Consider the following 17,010-nt stretch of genomic DNA (forward strand, 5'->3'; position numbering starts at 1 on the left):
AATGGGTATTCAAGTTATTGCCACCACTCCCTTCAAGGATCAAAAACCCGGTACCTCTGGCTTACGTAAGCCAGTACCTGTTTTTCAGCAGCGCCACTACCTGGAAAACTTTATTCAAGCAATTTTTGACACCATTGAGGCACCGCAGGGGCAGACCCTTGTCCTCGGGGGTGATGGTCGCTACTTCAATGCCGAAGCGATTCAAGTCATCCTCAAAATGGCGGCAGCCAATGGTTTTGCACGGGTCAAGGTGGGGCAGAATGGGATTCTTTCAACCCCAGCCGCCTCCTGCGTGATCCGCAAGTATGGGGCAGTGGGGGGCATTATTCTCTCAGCCAGTCACAACCCCGCAGGGCCACAGGGAGATTTTGGCGTCAAGTTCAACATTGCCAATGGGGGACCTGCTCCCGAAAAAGTCACTAATGCGATCTATGAGCGCAGCCTTGCCCTCACCCACTACAAAATCTACACCGCACCCGATGTGAATCTGCACACCCTTGGGGAGTTTCCCTTGGGTGAAATGATTGTTGAAGTCATTGACCCCGTGGCTGATTATCAAGCGCTGCTGGAGACCCTTTTTGACTTTGATCGCATTGCCGAGGTGATCCGTACAGGGAAGCTGCGCCTTGTCTTTGATGCCATGCACGCGGTTACAGGACCCTACGCCCAGCAAATTCTGGAAAAGCGCTTGGGAGCACCCCCAGGCACGGTTCAAAATGGTGTGCCGCTACCGGACTTTGGCGGTGGGCATCCCGACCCCAATTTGGTTTATGCCCATGACTTGGTGCAGCAACTCTTTGGTGAGCATCCGCCGGATTTTGGGGCTGCCTCCGATGGCGATGGCGATCGCAACATGATTTTGGGGGCAAACTGTTTTGTAACCCCCAGTGATAGCCTAGCTATTCTGGCGGCCAATGCCCAACTTGTGCCCGGCTACAAAGATGGATTAGCGGGGATTGCCCGTTCGATGCCCACCAGTCAAGCGGCCGATCGCGTTGCTGCTAAGCTTGGTATTGACTGTTACGAAACCCCCACAGGCTGGAAGTTCTTTGGTAATCTCCTCGATGCCGGTAAAGCAACCCTCTGCGGTGAGGAGAGTTTTGGCACTGGCTCCAACCACGTGCGCGAAAAAGATGGCCTCTGGGCTGTGCTCTTTTGGTTGAATATCTTGGCCGTCCGCCAAACCTCTGTGGCCGAGATTGTCAAAGCTCACTGGCAAACCTATGGCCGCAACTATTATTCGCGCCATGACTATGAGGGCATCGACAGCGATCGCGCCCACACGCTGATGAGCCAACTAGAGCAAAAACTTCCCAGCCTAGTGGGTCAGACCTTGGGTGCCTACACAGTGGCCACTGCTGATAACTTTAGCTACACCGATCCAGTGGATCACAGCGTCAGCCAAAACCAAGGCATTCGGCTCGTTTTTGAAGATGGCAGCCGCATTGTCTATCGCCTGTCAGGAACAGGAACCCAGGGGGCAACGCTGCGGGTCTATTTGGAGCGCTTTGAACCCCATCCTGCCCAGCAACACCTCGATGCCCAAGCGGCACTTGCCGATTTAATTCAACTGGCCAATGAAGTGGCAAATATCCAAGGCTTAACGGGTCGCGATCGCCCCACCGTCATTACCTGATTGGTATGAAAATTCTCCATGTGTCTGATATCCACCTTGGCAGTGGCCTCAGTCATGGCCACATTAACCCTGCCACGGGCTTGAATACGCGCCTTGAGGATTTTATTGCTGCTCTGGCCACCTGTATTGACCGTGCTCTGAGTGAACCCGTTGATTTGGTGCTTTTTGGGGGCGATGCCTTTCCCGATGCAACACCACCCCCCCTCGTCCATGAAGCCTTTGCCAGCCAATTTCGCCGCTTGGCAGATGCCCACATTCCCACAGTTTTGCTGGTGGGCAACCACGATCAGCACGCCCAAGGACAGGGGGGCGCCAGCCTCAGTCTCTATCGCACCCTGGGGGTACCCGGCTTTATTGTTGGCGATCGCTTGGCCACCCATCGCATTGACACTCCCCAGGGCAGTGTTCAAGTCATGACCCTCCCTTGGTTAACGCGATCGACACTCCTCACGCGGCCGGAAACCAGTGGCCTTTCCCTTGCGGATGTGCATCAACTGCTCCTAGAGCGGCTTCGCCTTGCCCTTGAGGGGGAAATTCGCCAACTCGATCCTGCCTTACCTACCGTCTTACTTGCCCATGCTATGGTGGACACCGCCCAGTACGGCTCTGAACGCTATTTGAGTGCGGGCAAAGGCTTTACAATTCCCCTGGGTTTCTTGGCACGCCCCTGTTTTGATTACGTTGCCCTTGGTCATGTCCATCGCCATCAAGTCCTGTGTCACGATCCACCCGTGGTCTATTCCGGCAGTATTGAGCGGGTGGATTTTGGCGAAGAGGGGGAAGAAAAGGGCTATGTCTTAGTAAACCTCGTCAAAGGGAAAACAGAATTTCAGTTTTGTCCCCTCCCCACCCGCCCCTTCCGCACAATTCGTGTGGACTTAACCGAGGTGGAACGCAATCCCCAAGCTGCCCTCTTGGCGGCGATCGCCAGCGTGGACATCAGCGAAGCCGTGGTGCGGGTCATGTATCAACTGCGCCCCGATCAAATTCCCCTGATTAACCTCCATGAATTGGAAAAGGCTCTTGAAAGCGCCCATAGCATCAGCCTCCTGCCCCAACTTGCCAATAGTGAGCCCATTGGCCGGCTGCCAGAAGTTGCCCTCGAACAATGCCTTGACCCCAGCCATGCGCTGCAACTGTATCTAGATCACCGCCCCGATCTTGAACCCCTGCGGCAGGATCTGCTAGCGGCACTCCAAACCCTTGCGGGCAATCCTGAACAGGAGCGTCAAGACGGGCCACAGATACCGCGATCGCCCGAACCTGTGATTGAGCAACTGCAATTGCTCTCCTAGGCTAAAACTCCCCTCAGCTTGAGCAACCTTTCTAGCGGCTTGGCATCCGAGGGCAAAAGAGGACCCGGGAGCCTGGGCAAACTTTTTCTCCGAAATTATTGACATTTTTTCTCATCTGGCATAGGCTAAGTCTTAGTGTTCTCCTCTCTGAGGAATCGGCAGGCGGGGTCAGTCATTGCGACGACCCCTTTTTTCTTGAGGCGGACTGTTGATTCTCAAAAAACCCCGAACCCAACCCTCTCTAGGGGCAGTGAACTATTGCTAAAAATTTGCAAATTTTTGGCAGGGAATATGGCGGCTACAGCACCACAGCACGATATAGGGGGCCAGGGTTCTTCTTGGGCCTTGAGAACAGCAATTTTTTGGCAAACCCACGGGATGACTGCGGTTGAGATGTAAGGGGTTAGGGGCTGCTGCAATTCATCGAGAGCTGTGAGGCCAGTAGAAGCCAAGAACATCTGGGGTTTCCTGTTCTTTGCTTCCTAAGGCATATTTCCTCTTCTTTGCCGACACAATCCTCTATTCACTTATCCAGTGATGTTTTTGCAAATATGCACTCGCGGATTTTAGAAAAGATTTTTTCTCAAGCTTGGGGGCACCTAGGCCCTACTCTATCAACTCCTAGCGTCACAGCAGGAGGATGATCCATATCACAAGTCAAGTGTGTTTGCTGTGGCACACTACGATCAAAGTTTGCGATATGCCCATGTTTAACCCACTTACCATTCGGTTTTGGGGTGTGCGCGGCAGTGTTCCCTGTCCCGGTTCCCACACTGTCCGCTATGGTGGTAACACCCCCTGCGTGGAAATTCAAGCCAATGGTCAACGGATCATCCTTGACGGCGGTACAGGTTTGCGGGTTCTTGGGGAGCACCTAATGGGTCAACAGCCAGTGACGGCACACTTATTCTTTACCCATACCCACTGGGATCATATTCAGGGGTTTCCCTTCTTTCAACCCGCTTTTGTACCGGGAAATCAGTTCCATATCTACGCAGTGCCGGGGAAAAATGGTCAGGGCATTGAACGACGACTGAATGATCAAATGCTGCACCCCAACTTTCCCGTTCCGTTGCAAATTATGGGGGGAGATTTACGTTTTTATGACTTGGAGGCGGGCGAGCGGGTGTACCTAGACGGCGGTGTAGTGGTGAGTAATGAGGCTCTGAATCATCCGGGCGGGGGGGTGGGCTACCGTGTCAGTTGGCAGGGCATTCATGTGGCCTATATTACAGACACGGAGCATTTGCCGGATAGGTTACATCCAGGGGCGTTTGCCTTGGCGGATCGCGCGGATGTGATGATTTACGATGCCACTTATACCGATGAAGAATACTATCACCCGCAGCAGAGCAAGGTGGGGTGGGGGCATTCCACATGGCAGGAGGCGGTTAAGCTTGCCCAAGCGGCCCAGGTCAAGCAACTGATTTTGTTTCACCATGATCCCAGCCATGATGATGACTGTTTAGATCGCATTGGCGAGTTGGCACGGGCACAATTTCCGCAGACGCTGCTTGCTCGCGAGGGACTCATTATTTCCGTCTATCCAAATGTGATACACTTCCCGGCAACGCCTCAAGCAAGTTAGCGCCTGTGCTGCCTGTCGTTGTTTTACCGGGATATTTAGCGGCTGCCCCTGACTACTACCCCTTGCGGGATGATCTGCGGCAGTTGGGGTTTGTGGTGGAGGTGGTCCCCCTTAGGGGACGCTCGTGGTTGCCGACATTGGGGGGGCGATCGGTGGCGCCAATTCTCCGGGCTCTCGATACCACCATTCAGAGTGTTCTGAATGAAACAGGGGCCCCTTCTGTGCATCTCATTGGTCATTCAGCGGGGGGCTGGATTAGCCGCATTTACCTAGGGGATCAACCCTATGATGGCAAAGTTTGGGCGGGTCACAAATGGGTGCACACGCTAATTACGTTGGGTACTCCCCACCGGAGTCAGGAGCGTTGGACGCGTCGCAATCTGGACTTTGTTAACACCACGTACCCCGGTGCCTATTACGGGCAAATTCGCTATGTGTGTCTGGCGGGCAAAGCAATCTATGGGACATCACGCGGCTCCTTTGCCAATTGGTTGACGTATCAAAGCTATAAACTCACCTGTGGCGAGGGTGCCTGTTGGGGGGATGGGGTGACACCAGTGGCAGCCGCCCACCTCGAAGGGGCAGAGAATCTGGTCTATGAAAATGTGCTTCATGCGCCTCGCCGCCGTTTGCGCGATCGCCCCGATGCCCCTTGGTACGGCTCCCCAGAAATTGTTGCTCATTGGCAGCAGTATCTCAGGGCCAGTTAGACAGCCCACCGCTCAAATTGCCAGCGGTAAACGGCCAATCCTTTATTGAGAACACATTTTTCCCGTTCTGTCGCGATGGGCCAAGGACTCTGGGGTAACCAATCTGTACAGGTTGAGCGAAAGGCGCCATGGGCACGAAACTGTTGCACCATTGATGCAGCCACTTCAAAAACATCCGACTGAAGGACAACACGTCCACCAGCGGGCAGGAGTTCAGCAAGAATGGCCACCAGTTCAGGGGTGACGACGCGGCGTTTATGGTGACGGCGCTTGAACCACGGATCTGGAAACTGGATCGTGACGGTGTGCAGGGGGAGGCCGCCGAGAATTTTGGGCAAGTGGACATTGGCATTGCCCCAAAGATAGTGGAGGTTCCGAAGTTGCTGGCGATCGCGCCGCTCATTGGCGGCGACCACTAACGGGTAGCGAATTTCCAGACCCAGAAAATTTTGCTCTGGGTAAAGTGCTGCCATTTCTAGCAAGAATGTCCCCCTTGCACAGCCAATATCCAGATGTAAAGGCTGCGAGGGTTGCTCGTAAATCCTTGACCAATCGGGAACAGCAATGTCCTGCTGGAATTTTTGACTAAGAGGGTTAACGTGTTGTCGCACCCGTACCGCCATGGCGCGATCGCTCATCCAAAACTCCCTAATGCACTGCTGCTATAGGGTAGCTTATCTCAGAGGAAAATACTGTCTCTCGGGATCCCGAAAATGCCTCCCTTAAAGCTGGGGGCTGAGTTGATGGGACAAACTTTGACGGCATGTTTCTGGGTTGCAAATACACCATTCGGGCAATGGGTGGTCCTGGCTCGATACATTCACATCTCCCCACGTTCAGGTCCTGTTGGCATACCGGCAGCCGCTGCCTAGGCGTCAAGTAAAGCCGCCGTTGGCAACCCCACTAAAACCATTGCCTTGTATTGCGCTGAGCAAGGGATGAACGTGCGTTCCCATTCTATTCACCCAGCAGCAATCCTTATCCCCCTGTGAGAACCCATCCTTGGCACTGGCTCAAAGAGTATGGCCATGTTGGATACGTCCTTAAGAGGGTTTGGACTGCCGGCGGAAGTCGCTGCAGTAGCTGTCATCTTTGGTGCTGATGAGTTCAGTTGGACCACTGGAGCAGAAATCAATATTGACAGCGATGCTCTGGCAGCATCTGCAGCAATCCCCTCACAGTAGATCACTTCCCCCTCGGTTGATGGTCAAAAGCAGAGATTAAAAAAACTGCCCTCAAAAGCTGAGGACAGCAAAAACCACCTAGGACAATGGGATCGTCCAGCGGCATGGTACGACCCCAAACTTATTGGCGGGCGAGTTACTCCTTCAAGAAACCGCTGTAGGCTTCCATGCCATGCTCGCCGATGTCCAAGCCTTTGAGTTCCTCTTCTTCGGAAACACGAATGCCAAGGGTTTGTTTTAAGGCTAGCCAAAAGATACTGGTCAGGAGCACAGTAAAGCCACCGATGGTCAAGATACCGATGATCTGAGCAATCAATTGAGTGACCCCATGGCCGGTGAGCAAGCCTAACTCTTTGTCAAACAAGCCAACGGCTAGGGTGCCCCAAGTGCCACAGACTAAGTGAACAGAGGTGGCACCGACGGGATCATCAATTTTGATGCGGTCAAAGAAGAGAACAGAATAGACCACAATGACGCCGCCAATGGCACCAATGATTACGGCACTCCAGTAAGATACACCTGCACAGCCTGCTGTAATGGACACTAGGCCCGCCAGAATACCGTTGATAATCATGGAAAGATCGGGCTTACCAATAGCTAGCCAAGCGGTAATTGTTGCCGCAATCCCACCGGCCGCCGCCGCCAAGTTGGTGGTTACAGCAATGTAGGGGACTGCTTGGTCGGCAGCCAGTTGTGAGCCAGGATTAAAGCCAAACCAACCAATCCAAAGAATCAAACACCCCAGCATGGCAAAGCCCATGTTGTGCCCCGGTAAGGCTTGGGGGGTACCGTCGGCGGCATATTTGCCAATCCGTGGCCCCAAAAAAGCGGCCCCCATTAACGCAGACCAACCGCCCACTGCATGGACAACGGTTGAACCGGCAAAATCCTTGAAAGCCACCCCCTCGCCCAGGAAGCTGATATTACTGAGCAGGCCACCTCCCCACACCCAATGACCGGTAATGGGATAGGAGATTCCTGTCAGCAGCAGACTAAAAATCAAAAAGTCGATGAATTTAATGCGCTCCGCCACGGCACCGGAGACAATCGTCGCCGCTGTGCCTGCAAAGGCTGCCTGGAAGAGGAAAGCCACTGAAATGACCAATCCCTCTGGAAAGGGCTTCAGGCCATAGGTTTCTGGGTTTTCACTGCTGAGGAAGAAGCCCCCTGAGCCGATAAAGGCATTGCCCTCCGTACCAAACATAAAGGAGAAACCAACTGCCCAGTAGGCAAGGGTGGCCAAGGCAAAAACAATTAGGTTTTTAGAAAGAATGTTGACAGCATTTTTCTGGCGGCAGAAGCCAGTTTCCAACATGCCGAAGCCAGCATTCATGAAAATCACGAGAATTGCTGCCACCAATACCCAAATAGTATTGAGCACTCCTTGAACGTCTTCAGGGGTGAGGGGTTTATCCTGGGCCTGAGCAGCCACTCCCCAAACAGTCACAATGATTAAAGCTAGGGGAATGCAGGCGACCAGGGCGGGCGATCGCCAACGAAAATTGGGCTGCCAGTCGAGGTTTAGTAACGGGCGCTTTTGCCGTCTAGCACGTTTCAGTTTTAACTTGGACATCGCTTTCATTCTCAACGGTTATAACGGTTATGGAGTCGAGTTGCGCATGAGTTCAGCGGAGGAGAAATCGCAGTTGCAGCACCATTGCACCAGAAAGTCATCTGGCTGCTGTTTGACTTGAGCCAAGCGAAGCATTGACCCGCAGTTAGTTTCTGATTGCATCAGTTCTCAGATTGGAAAATCTGTATCGCGTTATACATTTACCTTGATGACCAAAACCGCCTATCCTTAGGAAAGGCAAGTCCCATCAAGTTTGCAGCTAACGTTCCTAACTAGGTGTGAATGGATACGATCTGGGAGTTGGATTTTTATTCCCGTCCCCTGGTGGATGAAAACAACAAGAAAATCTGGGAGCTGCTGGTTTGCGATCGCCAGCAACAATTTCAGTTCAGCAAAACCTGTGCAGGAGCTGAAGCCAATGCCCGCTGGTTAGCGGCGGCGCTTAAGGAAGCCATGGTTGAATGGCGACAGCAACTGGGCCTGGCAGAGGGGGTTCAACCCCAGCGAGTGCGTTTTTTTCGCCGAGCCATGACCAGCATTATTACGCGGGGGGGAGAAGCTGCAGGATTAGTGATGGTACCGAGTCGGCGCACGTTTGCCCTCTATGATTGGCTGCGCGATCGCGCCACAAACTTCTATCCAACCCTACCCAACTACCAAGCGGAGCTGGCAACGCCACCCCAGTTGATGCCCCCTGCACCGCAACCTCTACCATCAGCTCTGCGGGGGGATCGCTGGCAATTTAGTGCTCTCCCTCTTGGGGAAATTAAAACGGCCCCTGAATGGGAACTGCCCTTTGGTGAGGTACCACCTCTGCCCTTTTTGACCCTCAGCGACGATGTGCTACTGCCGGGGTTAATTATCTATTCGCAGCGGGCACTGCCCTTGGCGGGTTGGCTATCGGGGTTAGAGCCGGCCTCTCTCAGTTTTGAGGAGACACCGCAGCCGTTGCTGATTTTGGAAACGGGGGCGAGCGATCGCTGGGTTCTCATTAGTGGCCGCAATCCTCAGATTCAAAAGGAACTGGCGGCCTTTAAGGACGCCTGCACCCAAAGCCAAGGACTGCACTTTATCGCAGTCAAGGAACAACCGACACAGGAGACCCTGCAGGGCTTTTGGTTGTTGCAGCAAACTCCTGAAATTTGATTAGAGCAGCTTCTCAAGGCCATAGATCAAGCGTTTAAGTTGCCTGACTTTGCGAATGGCAAGCAGTACCCCCGGCATATAGCACTGGCGATCGCTCGTGTCATGGCGTAGGGTATAAATTTGCCCCGGTGCCCCAAAAATCACCTCCTGATGGGCAATTAATCCCGGCAGGCGAACACTGTGGATGCGAATCTCAGCCGCGGCACAGGCCCCCCGCGCCCCCGTCAGATGTTCCGATTCCTGCACCTGGGGCAGGTTAAAGGTTTTGCCCAATTCAGCTAAACGCTGTGCGGTTTGCAGGGCAGTACCACTGGGGGCATCGGCTTTTTGATTGTGGTGGAGTTCAATGATCTCCACATGGTCAAAGTATTGGCTGGCGCGGATGGCCGCCTCTTGGAGCAGCACCATGCCAATGGAGAAATTCGGCGCAATCACCACCCCCAGATCGGCCTTGTCGGCAAACTCGGCCAGTTCCTCAATTTGTTCAGGACTCAGACCTGTTGTGCCCACCACCGGATACACCCCATAGGCGATCGCCATGCGCACATTCTCGTACACTGCTTGGGGATGGGTGAAGTCCACCATGACCACGGGTTGTTTTTCTTGGGCAGCCGCCACACACACCTCTTGCAAGCTGCCACTAATGGGAATTTCTAATGCCCCTAGCCCCAAAGCCTTGCCAATATCTTCTCCCACCTGCTTGCGATCGACGACGGCATAGAGCGCTGTGTCGGGTGCTTGGTGTACAGCCTTAACAACTTCGCGCCCCATCTTACCGAGGGCGCCAACAACAATGACTGGAATAGGTGTACTCATGCAAAACTCCGACACAGACCAGAGGCTAGGATAGCGCGATCGCTTAGCGATACAATAACCCAGTGGTGAAGATTTGTCCTGAAAAGCCAATGTTAGTTTTTCTTTTCCTGAGTTGGTTGAGCGCTGTCAAACTTGGACACCCAAGCGGCCTGGCTATGCCGTTTGTCCCTTGGATCACCATAACCCTGAACTGGCCTCTAGCCTCTACCGCATCGAACCAGGACAAGCCAATTATCCCCACTACCACCAGCGGGGCGATGATATTTTCCTGATTGTGTCGGGTGTGGGTGAGCTCATTACCTGCCCCATGACACCCCCTGCTAACTCGGTGGCTGCCACAGCGTTGAGACGCACTCCCGTAGAAACTGGCTCCTATGTCCATGTGGATGCCCAATGTCTGCATTGGCTGCGGAACTTATCCCCTGATCAGCCCCTGTATTACTTAAATATTGCACCGCTGTCCCACGAGAGCGATCGCGTCGATGTAACCATCGAGGGCTGGAACCCCAAAAGTACTTACTCGTGCTAACTGACTGGCTGCTTCCTCAAAGGCCTTGCTCCACTCCTCCCACGCGTCCTCAAACCCCGCTTTGATGGACTCCCAAGCATCATCTCCCCCTGCTTTGAGGGCAGCCAATTGTTGAGTGAGTTTATCGCCCTTGGCCTTCAAGGCCTCAATTTTGGCTTCAATATCTGCTTTGACATCTTCATCAGCTTGATCTGCCCTTGCTTTGGGTTGGTCAAGTTGGGCACCGAGCTGTTGCAGCTTGGCTTTTATTTCCCCCGGCTAGGTCAAGGGATCGGACGTACAACTATCTTCCCGTTTTCAAGATAAATACCCATCATTGCCCAAGAATTGCTAGATGAATAACAATGCAAGGGTGTCATATTTCCTAGAATGGGGTCAAGGCAGTGGGGATATTTTGTAAAAAGCTGCTTTCATTTCTACACAAAAATAAACTAAAAATCTAAAGAATAATTAAAAAATACATCTAATTATTTGATTTTGTGTAGTGTACCCAGGGATACAGTCAAAAACCAAAGAGTAAAGCTATTCTTTCCATTAGAGAGTTAGGGGGATACTCTGCATAAACAACCTGTTTCTACGCTAGTTTCTACGCTAGAGGGTTATCAGTGAGCCGGTTTCACACTTCCTAGCTTCATTGACAGCTTTGACTGCCGTATTGAAGTGATATCTAAATTCATTCAGCAGTTATTCAGTCTTTCGAGGTAAAGGAGATGACAATTGAGCCAATCAATTTCATGGCAACAATGGTACGACGAGTCCAGTTGACCGATGAAGACAAATCGCTGTTAGCTGAGGCCGCCCCTTGGGGGAAAGAAATTGCTCCGCAAATGGCGGATATTTTTTATGACTATCTAGGCCGTGACGAAGAAATGAACGCTATCCTCAATGCCACGGAGGGGCGAATCCATCGTCTGCACCAAACCTTTGTGGACTGGTTTTATGAAATGTTCACAGGAATGGACAGTTGGGGCAAAGCCTATGCTGAGCGACGCTGGAAAATTGGCCTTGTCCATGTGCGCATTGGAATTGGCCCGCAGCACGTGGTGCCTGCAATGGCAGTTGTGGTGAATGCCGTACGCCAAAAATTAAGGGAAGCCAACAAATCCGAAGCCCTCAGTGACGCCCTTGGCAAAATTTGCATGATTGATCTTGCCTTTATTGAGCAGGCCTACTTTGAAGTTTCTTCCCAAGCAGTGCTCAAAGAAACCGGTTGGACACAGGCACTGTTTCAGCGACTCATTGCCACCGGTGCTGCTGCTATGTAGATCTCCCGACAAGGAGAGCTAACTGTTCAAAATTCTGCAGGAGTATTTTAAGAGGATTCAACCATGCCGATTAACGCTGCAAAACTGGAAGCCACACTGCAAAACTTTGTTGCCAATGCCAGTAATGTCCAAGGGGCAGCCCTTGTATCTCCCGATGGTCTGACGCTGGCCGCAACCTTGCCGGGGGGAATGGACGATGAACGGGTGGCTGCAATGTCAGCCGCAATGCTGTCCCTAGGAGAGCGGATTGGCCGAGAACTGAGTCGTGGCCAAGTGGAACGAATTTTGGTTGAGGGAAGCAATGGCTATGGCATTCTCACTAGTTGTACTGAAGATGCGGTCTTTCTGGTGCTAGCGGATGCCTCTGCCAAGTTGGGAATTATCAACCTTGAAATTAAAAATGTGTTGGCCGAGCTGCAAAACCAACTCACGGCTGTGAGTTCGGCAGTGAATGTTTAAGCCACCCTGACTGGCAAAATCGAGGTGCAATCTATGGAAATTATGCGCATTGTCATTACAGGGCCTGTAGGGGCAGGCAAGTCCACATTCATCCGCACTATTAGCGAAATTGAACCAGTGGATACGGATCGCAAGGCAACGGATGAAATTGCTGCTTTCAAGGAAAAGACAACAGTGGCGATGGATTTTGGGCGGCTTCAGTTTGGCCCCAATGTTGCCCTGCATCTGTATGGCACCCCTGGCCAAGAACGCTTTGACTTTATGTGGGATATTCTCATTCGCAAAGCCCATGCCTTTATCCTGCTGGTGAGTTCTCACCGTCCCCAAGATTTTCGAGCGGCACGCCGGATTTTGGCCTTTATGCGCCATCGCACAAAGATTCCGATGCTAGTGGGTCTGAGCCATGCCGATAATCCCAATGCTTGGCCTGCTGAAGAGATCGCGATCGCCCTTGGCTACCTAAGTCCCCATCGTCGCCCACCGATGCTGCCAGTCAATGCCTTGGAGAAGTCTTCTGTTGCTGCGGCCATGATGGCACTCATTCAAGCCTATACCCGTGCCCAATTCTCGCAATTAAACCACAGTGCACTCACCACTTAGAACAAAATCACTCAATAGGGGGAATGTATGAAAATTACAGGTTATCTATCGGAATTCTCCTTGGGGGAAATTTTTCGTTTTCTGGAGCAAGGGCAAAAAACAGGCTGCCTCTCGATTAAACCAGTGGAAATGGTAGGGATGATGCCACTCATCCCCCAGGCGCAGGAGTACTATATTTTCTTTCGCTTAGGTCAGATTGTGGCAGCAACAACAAGCTTAGATCATCAAGGACTGCAACGGCTCATTGAGCAGCGGGGATGGCTCCGTCCCACAACGATCCAACGCCTCCTGCCCTTTTGTTCCCTCACGGGTTCCCTTGGCCTCTGCCTAAAAACACAGGGTGCCCTTGACCCGGAACAACTTCAGTTACTGTTTAAGCAGCAGGTACTGACACCGATTCCTCAGCTCTTTAGTCTCAATGAGGGCTGGTTCAAGTTTGATGCCAACCATCCGCTGCCCTTTCATGAAATGACGGGACTCAGTGCCTCACCGATGGACATTTCCTTAGCGGGTCTACGACTCCTGCGGGATTGGACAGCCTTGATGGATAAGCTGCCCTTGCCCAGTTCAGCGATCGCCAGCACAATTCAGGGACAGCCCCCCTACCGTCTAAATCGCCATGAGTGGCAAGTGTGGGAGTACGCCAAAGGCACAATGACGCTTCAGGAAATTAGCAATGCTTTGAACTTACCGATTCTGGAGGTACAGAAAATCTGCTTCCGTTTAACGGTGGTGGGCATTGCCGAAGAAATTGCGGGCATTAGTGCACCCTCTGCTACTGAGCCTGCACTTAGTGAAACGACAGAAATCAGCAGCTCCTTTTTGGAGGGACTCCTGACATTCCTAAAAACGAAAACCCATGCGAACGCTTCCTATGGAGCCAAAGGGAATGATACAACGCTTTGAATGGACAGATCGCCTGAGTACTGGCGTGCCGACAATTGACATTCAGCACAAGGAGCTAGTGACCGCGATGAATGATCTTGCCGATGCCATTGAACAGGGGCGGGGGGCTTCTCGGATTAAACAGCTCATTGTGTTTATGAAATACTACGCTGAGTGGCACTTTGAGCACGAGGAAAGCTGTGCCAAGAAATATCAGTGTCCTCTCGCAGAGGTCAACCATCGCGCCCATGAACAATTCATAGGGCTCTTTGAGGAGCTGCAGCAGCAGTATCGCCACAGTCAAGCGGATGAGTCTGTTGCCGTGATGATTCATGATAAATTGGCGCATTGGTTGGTCAACCATATCATGAAAATTGATAAAGAGATTGGCCAGCATATCTGTGCCCACCGCTAGCCCAAGAATCGATGAGTAAAAAGCACGTCATTGTCAAACCCAATGCACGGCAATCTTCTGTCTCGATTACCCCTGAAGGTCAACTTCTGGTTGCGGTGCGTGCCCCGGCCAGTGATGGCAAAGCCAATCAGGAACTTATTGCCGTCTTAGCAGAGTATTTTCGGGTACCCAAGTCGCGTATTCAGTTGGTTAAAGGTTACACCAGTCGCCATAAGGTGATTGAACTGCTGGATTAAGGGCATCTAGACTAATAACAGCGTGCGGCCTGATGGTAACCTTATGACGTTTGATGTCACTCCTACAAAATCCTTTGTTCTAAGTGGTGCCCGCCCCCACTATAGTCCTGATCGCCCCGGGCGGGTGGAACATATTTTCCTTGATTTGACGCTGGATTTAGAGGCTCAAACCTGCTGGGGACAGTGCTACATTCACTTGCGCCCCCTCCATTCTCAATTGCGATACCTACGCCTCAATGCCGTGGGGCAACAGATCAAGGGCGTGACCGTGCAGCACCAACCCCAAACCTTCCACTACGACGGCGAATTCCTTGATATTTCCCTCGATGAGAGCCTAGGGATTAGCCCCGATCAGGTGCTGCTGATTGCCATTGACTATCGCCTTGAGAAGCCTCAGCGAGGGTTATACTTTGTCCCCACCCACCCACCCCAAGCCTGGACTCAAGGGGAAGATGAGGACTCCCGCTATTGGTTTCCCTGTTTTGACTATCCTGGTCAACTGGCCACCTCAGAGATCAGAGCACGAGTGCGCCAACCCTTACAGGCCATTTCCAATGGTGAATTGCGTGCCTGTTATAGCGAGGGGGAGTGGCAAGTCTTTGATTGGTACCAGCCCCAGGTTCACCCCACCTACCTGATGACCTTGGCAGTGGGGGATTTTGCCGTTTTTGATGATCAGTGGCAGGGCAAGCCCGTCACCTACTACGTTGCTAAGGATCGCGCTGCCGATGCACTACGCACCTTGGGCAAAACACCAAGGATGATTGACTTTTTCAGCCGCATCTATGGCTATCCCTACCCCTACCCCAAATATGCCCAGGTATGTGTGGCTGATTTTATCTTTGGGGGCATGGAAAATACCTCGACAACGCTGCTCACCGATCGCTGTCTTTTGGATGAGCGGGCAGCTGCGGAAGATTTTCGCAGTGAAAGCTTAGTTGCCCATGAGCTGGCACACCAGTGGTTTGGGGATCTGGTGGTGATCAAGCACTGGTCCCATGCCTGGATTAAGGAGGGCATGGCCTCCTATGCCGAGGTGCTGTGGTTTGAAGAGGAATATGGCGCTGATTTTGCCGCCTACTACCGTCTTGGGGAGTTGCGCAGCTACCTCAGTGAGGATAGCGATCGCTACCGCCGCCCTATTGTCACCCACGTCTATCGCGAGGCCATTGAACTTTACGATCGCCACCTCTACGAAAAAGGCGCCTGTGTCTATCACATGATCCGCCAAGAACTCGGCGAAGAACTATTCTGGAAAGCCATTCAAACCTTTGTCCAGACCTACGCCCATCAAACCGTTGAAACGGTGGATCTTCTGCGGGCCATTGAAAGTGCCACTGGACGCAACTTACTTCCCCTCTTTGACCAATACGTGTTTCGCGGCGGTCATCCCGACTTCCATGTCAGCTATCGCTGGGAGGCTACCGATCAATTAGCCGTTATTACCGTCAAGCAGCAGCAGGTAACCGAAGGCGTTACCCCCCTAGAGCGCAATCTTTTTGATCTGCGGATTCCCATCGGTATCGGTACCGTAGATGAGCAGGGACAGGTGTCAGTGAAGATCATGCCGCTGCGCATTCATGAACCAGAGCACACCTTCTATCTACCGCTGCCAAAGCAACCCAGGTTTGTGAGTTTTGATGCCGGCAACCATACGTTAAAAACCGTAACCCTAGAGTACCCCCTGCCGGAGCTCAAGGCGCAGCTTCAGTACGACCCCGATGTGCTCGGACGCATTCAAGCCGCGATTGCCCTTGGTAAAAAAGGCAACTTAGAGGTGGTTCAAGTCCTTGCAGAGGCGCTGAAACGGGAACCCTTCTGGGGGGTTCGCCGCGAAATTGCCAAAGTCCTAAGCACAATTCAACTGGCTCAAAGTTTAGATGCCCTGAAACTGGCGCTTGCGGATCACCATCCCCATGTGCGCGCAGCAGCAGTGGAGGCCATTGCAGGATTTAAGTCTGCGAAAGCCTACGAACTCCTCAAGCCCATTGCCAAGCATGGCGACCCCAGTTATAGCGTTGAAGCAGCTGCCCTGAAGGGAATTGGGGTCATTGCTGCTGCCAAACTGCAACCGAAACCCAAGCCCGAAAAAGTGCTGAAACGGCTGCGCAAGGCCTTGGAAAGGCGGCAGGGCTGGAACGAGGTGGTGCGCTGTGGGGCGATCGCTGGCGTGGGACAACTCAAGGATGTGCCAGAGGCGGTGAATTTGGTTCTCGACTATACTGCTATGGATGTCCCGCAACCCCTGCGTTTGGCAGCCATTCGTACCCTTGGCACCATTGGCGATCGCCACCATCCCCAACTGCAGCAAATTCTAGAACGGCTAGAGCAACTGAGCCATGAGACCTTTTTCTTTACCCAGATGGCCGTTGTCCAAGCCCTGAGTCAAATTGACCATCCACGGGTTTTGGGCATCCTGCAACAGGTGGGCGATCGCACCACCGATGGCCGCATCAAGCGACTCGTGGATGAAAGCATTGCCAAGGTGCAAAAAGCCATTGGCAGCGATGATCGTCTCCAGACTCTAGAAACCACCCTTAGCGAATTGCAAAAGGAAAATCAAACCCTGAAAAGCCGCCTTGAAGAATTGGAGGCACGAACTAAAGCTACCAATCAGGAATCAGCCCCCACTTAGGGCTGTAGCATAGATAGAGCAACAACTAAAGGAGGCTT

17 protein-coding genes are annotated in these 17,010 nt (G+C 52.5%); 14 read left to right on the top strand and 3 right to left on the bottom strand.

Annotated elements, in window-relative coordinates:
* Position 1: 1 nt before the first annotated feature.
* The 4 genes from NK55_RS06690 (at position 2) to NK55_RS06710 (ending at position 5,229) form a co-directional block, all read left to right on the top strand.
* A complete protein-coding gene (locus tag NK55_RS06690; protein ID WP_024125010.1) occupies positions 2-1,636 on the top strand; it encodes an alpha-D-glucose phosphate-specific phosphoglucomutase in 1,635 nt (544 codons plus the stop codon).
* Between the two features lie 5 nt (positions 1,637-1,641).
* Positions 1,642-2,931 carry an exonuclease subunit SbcD gene (sbcD, locus tag NK55_RS06695; RefSeq protein WP_024125011.1) on the top strand — a complete coding sequence of 430 codons (1,290 nt, stop codon included), beginning with the start codon at positions 1,642-1,644 and terminating at the stop codon, positions 2,929-2,931.
* Between the two features lie 700 nt (positions 2,932-3,631).
* A complete protein-coding gene (locus NK55_RS06705) occupies positions 3,632-4,519 on the top strand; it encodes an MBL fold metallo-hydrolase (protein WP_051372811.1) in 888 nt (295 codons plus the stop codon).
* 5 nt (positions 4,520-4,524) lie between these two features.
* Positions 4,525-5,229 carry a triacylglycerol lipase gene (locus NK55_RS06710; RefSeq protein ID WP_024125013.1) on the top strand — a complete coding sequence of 235 codons (705 nt, stop codon included), beginning with the start codon at positions 4,525-4,527 and terminating at the stop codon, positions 5,227-5,229.
* Here NK55_RS06710 and trmB read toward each other — a convergent pair.
* Positions 5,226-5,867: a tRNA (guanosine(46)-N7)-methyltransferase TrmB gene (trmB, locus tag NK55_RS06715; RefSeq protein ID WP_024125014.1), complete on the bottom strand. Its 642-nt coding sequence runs from the start codon at positions 5,865-5,867 to the stop codon at positions 5,226-5,228. The genes NK55_RS06710 and trmB overlap by 4 nt on opposite strands.
* A gap of 390 nt (positions 5,868-6,257) precedes the next feature.
* Between trmB and NK55_RS14020 the strand changes: the two genes are divergently transcribed.
* On the top strand, positions 6,258-6,413 hold the full coding sequence (locus NK55_RS14020; RefSeq protein WP_200865500.1) for a hypothetical protein: 156 nt from the start codon (positions 6,258-6,260) through the stop codon (positions 6,411-6,413).
* Between the two features lie 136 nt (positions 6,414-6,549).
* On the opposite strand, the gene NK55_RS06725 is transcribed toward NK55_RS14020, so the two are convergent.
* Complete coding sequence (locus tag NK55_RS06725) at positions 6,550-7,971, bottom strand: ammonium transporter (protein ID WP_398508313.1); 1,422 nt, start codon at positions 7,969-7,971, stop codon at positions 6,550-6,552.
* A gap of 297 nt (positions 7,972-8,268) precedes the next feature.
* On the opposite strand from NK55_RS06725, the gene NK55_RS06730 reads away from it, so the two are divergent.
* A complete protein-coding gene (locus NK55_RS06730; RefSeq protein ID WP_024125016.1) occupies positions 8,269-9,132 on the top strand; it encodes a Tab2/Atab2 family RNA-binding protein in 864 nt (287 codons plus the stop codon).
* On the opposite strand, the gene dapB is transcribed toward NK55_RS06730, so the two are convergent.
* Positions 9,133-9,948: a 4-hydroxy-tetrahydrodipicolinate reductase gene (dapB, locus tag NK55_RS06735; protein ID WP_024125017.1), complete on the bottom strand. Its 816-nt coding sequence runs from the start codon at positions 9,946-9,948 to the stop codon at positions 9,133-9,135. It abuts the gene before it with no gap.
* A gap of 112 nt (positions 9,949-10,060) precedes the next feature.
* Here dapB and NK55_RS12720 point away from each other — a divergent pair, with 112 nt between their 5' ends.
* From NK55_RS12720 to NK55_RS06780, 8 genes are all read left to right on the top strand, one after another.
* The gene (locus tag NK55_RS12720; protein WP_024125018.1) at positions 10,061-10,477 is read left to right on the top strand and encodes a cupin domain-containing protein; all 417 of its coding nucleotides are present in this window, start codon (positions 10,061-10,063) and stop codon (positions 10,475-10,477) included.
* Between the two features lie 710 nt (positions 10,478-11,187).
* A complete protein-coding gene (locus NK55_RS06750; RefSeq protein ID WP_024125019.1) occupies positions 11,188-11,742 on the top strand; it encodes a protoglobin domain-containing protein in 555 nt (184 codons plus the stop codon).
* Positions 11,743-11,805: 63 nt separating this feature from the next.
* Positions 11,806-12,201 carry a roadblock/LC7 domain-containing protein gene (locus NK55_RS06755; RefSeq protein ID WP_024125020.1) on the top strand — a complete coding sequence of 132 codons (396 nt, stop codon included), beginning with the start codon at positions 11,806-11,808 and terminating at the stop codon, positions 12,199-12,201.
* A gap of 33 nt (positions 12,202-12,234) precedes the next feature.
* A complete protein-coding gene (locus NK55_RS06760; protein ID WP_024125021.1) occupies positions 12,235-12,801 on the top strand; it encodes an ATP/GTP-binding protein in 567 nt (188 codons plus the stop codon).
* 27 nt (positions 12,802-12,828) lie between these two features.
* Positions 12,829-13,707 carry a DUF4388 domain-containing protein gene (locus NK55_RS06765; protein WP_024125022.1) on the top strand — a complete coding sequence of 293 codons (879 nt, stop codon included), beginning with the start codon at positions 12,829-12,831 and terminating at the stop codon, positions 13,705-13,707.
* Positions 13,691-14,101, top strand: a complete 411-nt coding sequence (locus tag NK55_RS06770) for a hemerythrin family protein (protein ID WP_024125023.1) — start codon at positions 13,691-13,693, stop codon at positions 14,099-14,101. Before NK55_RS06765 ends, NK55_RS06770 begins: the two co-directional genes overlap by 17 nt.
* Before the next feature lie 11 nt (positions 14,102-14,112).
* Positions 14,113-14,337, top strand: a complete 225-nt coding sequence (locus NK55_RS06775) for a DUF167 domain-containing protein (RefSeq protein WP_024125024.1) — start codon at positions 14,113-14,115, stop codon at positions 14,335-14,337.
* 43 nt (positions 14,338-14,380) lie between these two features.
* Positions 14,381-16,972, top strand: coding sequence for a M1 family metallopeptidase (locus NK55_RS06780; protein ID WP_024125025.1), 2,592 nt, complete (start codon positions 14,381-14,383; stop codon positions 16,970-16,972).
* The last annotated feature ends 38 nt before the right edge of the window (positions 16,973-17,010 follow it).

This window comes from Thermosynechococcus sp. NK55a (assembly GCF_000505665.1).
Classification (GTDB): domain Bacteria; phylum Cyanobacteriota; class Cyanobacteriia; order Thermosynechococcales; family Thermosynechococcaceae; genus Thermosynechococcus.

Coding starts and splice junctions, on each gene's coding strand:
- NK55_RS06690 (WP_024125010.1), top strand. CDS start 2: ATGGGTATTCAAGTTATTGCCACCACTCCCTTCAAGGATCAAAAACCC.
- sbcD (WP_024125011.1), top strand. CDS start 1,642: ATGAAAATTCTCCATGTGTCTGATATCCACCTTGGCAGTGGCCTCAGT.
- NK55_RS06705 (WP_051372811.1), top strand. CDS start 3,632: ATGCCCATGTTTAACCCACTTACCATTCGGTTTTGGGGTGTGCGCGGC.
- trmB (WP_024125014.1), bottom strand. CDS start 5,867: ATGAGCGATCGCGCCATGGCGGTACGGGTGCGACAACACGTTAACCCT.
- NK55_RS14020 (WP_200865500.1), top strand. CDS start 6,258: ATGTTGGATACGTCCTTAAGAGGGTTTGGACTGCCGGCGGAAGTCGCT.
- NK55_RS06730 (WP_024125016.1), top strand. CDS start 8,269: ATGGATACGATCTGGGAGTTGGATTTTTATTCCCGTCCCCTGGTGGAT.
- dapB (WP_024125017.1), bottom strand. CDS start 9,948: ATGAGTACACCTATTCCAGTCATTGTTGTTGGCGCCCTCGGTAAGATG.
- NK55_RS06750 (WP_024125019.1), top strand. CDS start 11,188: ATGACAATTGAGCCAATCAATTTCATGGCAACAATGGTACGACGAGTC.
- NK55_RS06755 (WP_024125020.1), top strand. CDS start 11,806: ATGCCGATTAACGCTGCAAAACTGGAAGCCACACTGCAAAACTTTGTT.
- NK55_RS06760 (WP_024125021.1), top strand. CDS start 12,235: ATGGAAATTATGCGCATTGTCATTACAGGGCCTGTAGGGGCAGGCAAG.
- NK55_RS06765 (WP_024125022.1), top strand. CDS start 12,829: ATGAAAATTACAGGTTATCTATCGGAATTCTCCTTGGGGGAAATTTTT.
- NK55_RS06770 (WP_024125023.1), top strand. CDS start 13,691: ATGATACAACGCTTTGAATGGACAGATCGCCTGAGTACTGGCGTGCCG.
- NK55_RS06775 (WP_024125024.1), top strand. CDS start 14,113: ATGAGTAAAAAGCACGTCATTGTCAAACCCAATGCACGGCAATCTTCT.
- NK55_RS06780 (WP_024125025.1), top strand. CDS start 14,381: ATGACGTTTGATGTCACTCCTACAAAATCCTTTGTTCTAAGTGGTGCC.